The following is a 6,167-nucleotide window of genomic DNA, read 5'->3' on the forward strand; positions in this document are numbered from 1 at the left end:
ACTGCTTTACCTCTTTTCGTATGATCCTGACCATATCCTCACCTTTCATGAGGAGTTCCTTTGCAATATCCATACTTTTTCCTTCAGCAGTAAACCGGATCTTCGGCTCTGTTCCGCTCGCCCTGATAAGACACCAGCCATCTTCTTCCTCGATACGGATGCCATCGGTTGGATTTACTGCACCAAGAGCATAGAGCAGGTCATGGGCATTCTCAAGTTCAAGGGATGTCCGGAGTATCGGATAACTTGGTATTGATGCGATTTCAGAAGGGAGATCCCATTCCCCTGCCATCTCACAGAAGAGAGCCGCCGCATACGGGCCATCCGGACACCGGGATATCTGCGGGAATATCCAGGCTCCCGACGGCTCACCACCAAAGTCACCCCATCGGACCAGTTGTTCAGATACGAATGCATCACCAACCGGAGTCCGCCTGACCTCTGCCACCTCCTCGATTGCCATGGATGCATCATAGGTGGTGACGACCTGATTTGCCCCAAGATATTTTGCGAAAAGAATGAGTAAGGTGTCTCCGGGAATAAATTTTCCATTCCTGTCAAAAGCCATCATACGGTCTGCGTCCCCGTCATGAATGACTGCACAGGCTGCCCTGGATTGTTTGATGAGTGACGGGATATAGGGGAGGTGTTCTGGCAAAGGTTCTGAAGGGCGTGAGAAATTCCCCGCAACATTCGCATTCACGGCGAGGGTACGAGCTCCCATTCTGCTCAGCATTCGTGGAGTAATGACCGATCCTGCTCCGTTCCCACAATCCACTATGATTTTAATTCCTTCCCTGATCGAAATTTTCCTGGCTATGGCAGTACTGTGCTCTTCTGCCGGATATGAGGGAGTGCACGTTCCCTGCTGTTTCCAGTCTCGCCAGGGAATGTCCACAAGGGTTGCTTCTATCTCTTTTTGCTGGGTGGCCGAGAAAGAAGAACCATCCGGATTGAACAACTTCAGACCGTTATAGGGTTCCGGGTTATGGGACGCCGTAACCATACAGGCCGCATCGGCGTTTCTGCCACCATATGCGATTGATGGGGTCGGAGCGATACCTCCATCATATACCCTGGCACCTGCCGAAAGAGCGCCTGCACAAAATGCTGCAGAAATGAGCGGGCCGGTCGTCCGGGTATCCCGCCCGATTACCAGCCGGCTGGCTTGTGCCCCAACCGCCTTTCCTACCTGCAATGCAAGACCGATGAGGGTATCATCATATCTCCGGCGGATCCCGGAAGAGCCGAACAGCATACCAGATTGGTTCAATCTTCAGATGTTTGAAGGTTCCCTCTTCCAAACGGGCAGAAATGTTCACAATGAAGAAGTTGTGCAGTTCCAACCGTTGATGGTCCCACATAGATCACTTTTTCTTTGGGTAATTCTGACAGGATACCTGCTTCATCCCCGGTCAACCCATCGCCGGTCACCAGAACCATATCTGCATCTTCAGGACGATCCACAAGGAGATCTCCTGCAAGTTTTCGAACATCCGGCATATCACCCATGCAATAGATTCGTTTATTCTGGATTTTTTTGATGACTTCTGCCCTGCATTCGGGATGCTCCTCTGGTTTGCAGGCATGCAGTTTCCTGTTCGTGCATAAAAACCCGGTGACTGCATTCAGAATGCCTGCTGCCGCTGCACGCTGTGATGGTTTTTTCAAAGGTGCTTCACTCATAAAGGAAGCCTTGGTGGTCGCTTTGATGATCTCGTCAGCAACAAATACTGCTGATCGCCCTCCAAATATCACCTGAATTGGTACTCCTTTTTCATAGGCGCATCTGGGGAGATCGTAATCCGGTGTCAGCAGGACCGGACTTTCTGCAATACCACACTCTTCCATCATCGGCACTAATGCCTGAACTGCACTGTTTATCGGATGCATTGGTGTTACCATTCTTTTTTCCATCCATACATACCGATAAGAGGTACAAATCGTACTGCTCCGAACCGCTCTGTATGGTATTCATCTTTGTTTCTGGTCACTCTGACCAGCTCCTGCATATCCCGATCCCCCACCGGGGCAACAAGTCTTCCGCCATCTGCCAGTTCTTCAAGCAGGGGCTCTGGGAGAGCGGGTGTGGCTGCGGTGATAAGAATCCCGTTGTAGGGGGCCTTATCCGGATATCCCAGAGTTCCATCCTGGCAGAGCACCAGAACATTCCTGACACCTGCCCGTGTAAGATTTCTCTCTGCAAGGTCGGCAACTGCCGGGATTCTCTCAATTGAGATGACCGATGCGCCACAGGCAACCAGGATCGCAGCCTGGTACCCTGAACCGGTTCCAATCTCAAGAATTAGGTCACCTTTCTCCGGTGACAAAAGTTCGGTCATGACCGCAACAACATAGGGTTGCGATATGGTCTGATCATGTCCGATGGGGAGGGGATAATCCTGGTACGCTTCTCTGGCATAGGATTCAGGGACAAACAGGTGACGGGGGACGGAACGCATGGCCTGTAGTACCTGCGGGTTTTTTACACCCCGTGCCTCTATCTGCCGTCGTACCATCTCCTCCCGTTCTGCTGCCCTGTTCTCCATCTAGAATCCTGATTTCTCTGCTGCGTCTATCGCGGCATCTATCTGATCCTGAAGTACATCAGGCAGACCCTCTACTTTGACATCCAGGAATCCCCGGATGATGGTCGCAGTTGCAGTCTCTTCATCAAGACCCCGTGCCATCAGGTACTCGATCTCATCCCGGGCGATCTTTCCTACCGCCGCTTCATGTGAGAGTTCGGTATCCACGACATCACCTTTAATCTCCGGTATTGCGTGGATGGTTCCGTCTCTTAAGATGAGGCCCTTGCATTCGATGTGGCCTTTCGTCCCTTTCACTTTCCCGTCAATTCTGCCCCGTGACAGGATGGTGCCTCCGGTCGTGATGGCACGGGTGATAAGTTCTGCGCTTGTCCCTTTCGCTCCAAGGACTGCTGTTGATCCAAGGTCCATGAATGATCCGGGAGTGCAGACAACAACACTTGAGAACCTTCCGACCGCACCCTCTCCCTTCAGATTGCAGACGGGGGCCATCTGGATCTTTCTGACCGGTTCCATACAGACATAATTTGACAAAAAAGCACCGTTCTCTTCAACAATGGCTGCGGACCGTGGAAACACTGCGATATTGTGCCCCCAATTGTGGATCATGGTGGATGTGACCTTGGCACCTTTACCTACATAGATCTCAGTAACTCCCAGGTGTGCACCGCTCTTCCGGGCCGATGAACTGGTACATCCGGAGATGATATGAAGCTCTGAATCTTCCTCGGCGATGACAATATTATGGACATGCTGAATGGCTGAATCAGACAGGAACAGGCATGCCTGTAAAGGATAGATACTTTTCGTCCCCTTTTTTGCAATGATTACAAAACCTTTTGGATCAGGCCGTGATGCAACATACTTTGTGTATTTATCCTTGTCTTTTGGGACGGCCTTCCAGATATAATCAGATACCCAGGGGTATTTCTCCAGGGCCATGGTGAATGTCAGGAACTCAATTCCTTCGCAGTCTGATGTGATATGACAGACATCCTGGTCTTTCTGGAAGAAACTACCTGACCTGTTCTTCATCTCGACCTCAAGACCGGTAAGAGCAAGTCGTTTCTGATCCTCAGGAGAGAGATCCGTCATCTGAATATTGTGCATGATTCTGCCCTTCTTCTCATACGTTATACGTAGTTCCTCATTATCACTCTTATTTCTGTTCCATACCTCCTATGCCACTATCAAGGGCTTAAGGAGGATTGGAAGCATCTCTATTGAATTCATCATCATATCAGGGGTCACGCCCGAACCTTCGATCTCCTCCTGTCGGTACTTACCGGTAAAGGTTATTGCACCGAGGAGCCCGGCATCCTGCGCACCTTTCACATCGGTCATGATATCATCTCCTATCATGAGGATCTGATTTCTCTGTATGTTCCAGTCTTTCAAGGCCGCAAGGAAGAAGTAGGGAGAAGGCTTTCCCATGACAACAGCAGTACATCCGGCACTAAACTCTAGAGCGGTAACAAAAGGCCCGGCACTAAGGGACAATCCATCAACGTCCTTCCAGTACCGATCTTTTTCAAGAGCTATGAGTTCTCCTCCCTGCATGAGCGATCGGAATGCCGCGTTCATCGACGCATAGGTGAACCGGTCACCAGCGTCGCCCACCACGACAGTTGGTCCGTCTGGATTGTGGGTAATTCCGGCCTCCAGAATATCCTCCATCAGATCATCGGTTATGAGAAGATTACAGGTCCTGATGTTACGATCCCGGAGGTACTGGATAGCAGCAATTGCCGGAGTATAAATCTCATCAATGGATACCGGAACTCCAAGTCGTTCTAATTTTTTCAAAACATTTTTTCTGGACTTCCGTGTTCCGTTCGAGATATATCGGTAGGGAATGTTGTTGTCCTGGAGAAATCTGATTGCAGTCTCTGCTCCGGGAATGGGCTCATTTCCGGTCATCAGTGTGCCATCGATATCAAGCAGGATTCCGTGTATCTGCATGGGTGAATATTTGGATCTGATGGTGAGAAGTGTTGTGCCAGGGTGATTAAAAAATATTAAATACAACTATGCTCAACGTTATAGAGCATCTGCATCGATGGTCTAGAGGTATGACTTTGGCCTTCCAAGCCAATAGCTCGGGTTCGAATCCCGATCGGTGCATAATCTTTTCTCATATTTTTTGCCGGAAATTAGTTTTTTATTGTCTTGATGTTGGTGACACTGTTACAACTTTTGTTCAGACAATCTTCCAAAAGATGGTCAGGATCTCCTGGAGGAACTGGAAGGTATGGGTATTGAGGCTCGATATCCTCCAGATTTTGATCAAACATTGCAGGAATTATCACGCGAAAGGGTCAGCTGCACTCTTGAAAAGGCTAAACTGGTGTTTTCATGGATAAAAACAGAATTGATACAATAATCCAACATCTTGCTGGAGAATTGCAAAAATCAGGAGTTACCATCAGTTCTGTGAGGTTATTTGGATCCTGTGCTGCAGGTACAGCATCATATGAGAGTGATATTGATATAGCGGTGGTATCTCCGGATTTTCGTGAGTATGAATTTTCAAAACGGTTTCATCTCCTCGGGTCTGCAATTATCCAAACCATCCGGCAGTATCATACACCAATCGATGTAATCCCTCTGTCACCAGAAGAGTATGAGTGTGAACAATCACTACGCATGGATTTTATCAGACAGGGTATCGAGATCACGGTGACTGATCAGAATCAGAGTTCACCCGGTTCTGCAGAAGTCTGATCTTTTCAGGACAGACATCAATTTTTGTATGCTCCCCTTGATTCATCTTCAAATAGGTTTTTCCCCATTCGCATAAATCATCAAGGATCGGGATGACTGTTTTACCAAACGAGGTAAGGGAATATTCAACCCGGGGAGGAACCTCGGCGAATACCTTCCGGTTGATGATATGATCCGCCTCAAGTTCCCGCAGCTGCCTGGTAAGCATACCCTGTGTAATATTCGGTAAGATGAGGCGAATTTCATTAAATCGTAGTGGTTTATCCCGGATATGCCAGAGTATGACTGGTTTCCATTTTCCACCAATAATATCAATTGCAGCCTCCACAGGGCATCCATATTCCCGTTTTGACGTATTTTTATTCATTAGTATTATTTTGGAGATTATGTCATAAATATCATACTGCATCTGTTTTAATGCATTAGTCCAAATATGGATATTGCATCTGATTACCTGGTCCATTCAGGTATCAAGAATGAAAGAGAGGAAAGTTATGACAAATCATAGTATAAAACCCGGTGTTTATACTTCCCCAATTACCACGAAGAAGGATCAGAAAGAAGATGAGGTTTATCAGAGTCGTTCCTGTAAAGAATGTATGGGTTGCATGAATGCCCTGATACCGGGACGGAGGTAGACAATGAAGGTTGTAGCATTTAATGGAAGTCCAAGAAAAGAAGGAAATACCCGTATTCTTTTGGAAACCGTCTGTGAAGAACTCGAGAAGGAAGGAATAAAAACTGAAATTATTCAGATTGGGGGAAAACAGGTTCATGGCTGTACAGCCTGCATGAAATGCTTTGAAAATCAGGATAACCGGTGTGTCATTGATAATGACTTTGTCAATGAGTGTATTGAAAAGATGATTGAAGCAGATGGGATCATCATCGGAA

At 47.8% G+C, this 6,167-nt stretch carries 9 protein-coding genes and 1 tRNA gene; 4 read left to right on the plus strand and 6 right to left on the minus strand.

What is annotated here, in order from left to right:
- From LDL35_RS13905 to LDL35_RS13925, 5 genes are all read right to left on the minus strand, one after another.
- The coding region (locus tag LDL35_RS13905; RefSeq protein ID WP_304023503.1) for a phosphopentomutase/phosphoglucosamine mutase at positions 1–1,258 on the minus strand (1,258 nt) is incomplete at its 3' end.
- Positions 1,259–1,269: 11 nt separating this feature from the next.
- The gene (locus tag LDL35_RS13910; protein ID WP_304023519.1) at positions 1,270–1,905 is read right to left on the minus strand and encodes a hypothetical protein; all 636 of its coding nucleotides are present in this window, start codon (positions 1,903–1,905) and stop codon (positions 1,270–1,272) included.
- Positions 1,899–2,549, minus strand: coding sequence for a protein-L-isoaspartate(D-aspartate) O-methyltransferase (locus LDL35_RS13915; RefSeq protein ID WP_304023521.1), 651 nt, complete (start codon positions 2,547–2,549; stop codon positions 1,899–1,901). Before LDL35_RS13915 ends, LDL35_RS13910 begins: the two co-directional genes overlap by 7 nt.
- A complete protein-coding gene (locus LDL35_RS13920; protein ID WP_304023523.1) occupies positions 2,550–3,659 on the minus strand; it encodes a SufD family Fe-S cluster assembly protein in 1,110 nt (369 codons plus the stop codon).
- Between the two features lie 69 nt (positions 3,660–3,728).
- Positions 3,729–4,511, minus strand: a complete 783-nt coding sequence (locus LDL35_RS13925; protein WP_304023525.1) for a TIGR01458 family HAD-type hydrolase — start codon at positions 4,509–4,511, stop codon at positions 3,729–3,731.
- Positions 4,512–4,602: 91 nt separating this feature from the next.
- On the opposite strand from LDL35_RS13925, the gene LDL35_RS13930 reads away from it, so the two are divergent.
- From LDL35_RS13930 to LDL35_RS13935, 3 genes are all read left to right on the plus strand, one after another.
- Positions 4,603–4,673, plus strand: a tRNA-Gly gene (locus tag LDL35_RS13930).
- 127 nt (positions 4,674–4,800) lie between these two features.
- Complete coding sequence (locus LDL35_RS15475) at positions 4,801–4,932, plus strand: hypothetical protein (protein WP_369694943.1); 132 nt, start codon at positions 4,801–4,803, stop codon at positions 4,930–4,932.
- Positions 4,905–5,273 (plus strand): nucleotidyltransferase domain-containing protein, encoded by a 369-nt coding sequence (locus LDL35_RS13935; RefSeq protein WP_304023527.1) that lies wholly within the window; start codon positions 4,905–4,907, stop codon positions 5,271–5,273. Before LDL35_RS15475 ends, LDL35_RS13935 begins: the two co-directional genes overlap by 28 nt.
- On the opposite strand, the gene LDL35_RS13940 is transcribed toward LDL35_RS13935, so the two are convergent.
- On the minus strand, positions 5,224–5,601 hold the full coding sequence (locus LDL35_RS13940) for a winged helix-turn-helix transcriptional regulator (protein WP_369694944.1): 378 nt from the start codon (positions 5,599–5,601) through the stop codon (positions 5,224–5,226). The two genes, LDL35_RS13935 and LDL35_RS13940, sit on opposite strands and share 50 nt — an antisense overlap.
- A gap of 313 nt (positions 5,602–5,914) precedes the next feature.
- Between LDL35_RS13940 and LDL35_RS13945 the strand changes: the two genes are divergently transcribed.
- On the plus strand, positions 5,915–6,167 hold a 253-nt coding region (locus tag LDL35_RS13945), incomplete at its 3' end, for a flavodoxin family protein (RefSeq protein ID WP_304023529.1).

It is taken from the genome of Methanospirillum hungatei (assembly GCF_020216685.1).
Lineage (GTDB): Archaea > Halobacteriota > Methanomicrobia > Methanomicrobiales > Methanospirillaceae > Methanospirillum > Methanospirillum hungatei_B.

Excerpts from the sequence above, each read along its gene's own strand:
- LDL35_RS13910 (WP_304023519.1), bottom strand. The coding sequence starts at position 1,905 with ATGGTAACACCAATGCATCCGATAAACAGTGCAGTTCAGGCATTAGTG.
- LDL35_RS13915 (WP_304023521.1), bottom strand. The coding sequence starts at position 2,549 with ATGGAGAACAGGGCAGCAGAACGGGAGGAGATGGTACGACGGCAGATA.
- LDL35_RS13920 (WP_304023523.1), bottom strand. The coding sequence starts at position 3,659 with ATGCACAATATTCAGATGACGGATCTCTCTCCTGAGGATCAGAAACGA.
- LDL35_RS13925 (WP_304023525.1), bottom strand. The coding sequence starts at position 4,511 with ATGCAGATACACGGAATCCTGCTTGATATCGATGGCACACTGATGACC.
- LDL35_RS15475 (WP_369694943.1), top strand. The coding sequence starts at position 4,801 with ATGGGTATTGAGGCTCGATATCCTCCAGATTTTGATCAAACATTGCAG.
- LDL35_RS13935 (WP_304023527.1), top strand. The coding sequence starts at position 4,905 with ATGGATAAAAACAGAATTGATACAATAATCCAACATCTTGCTGGAGAA.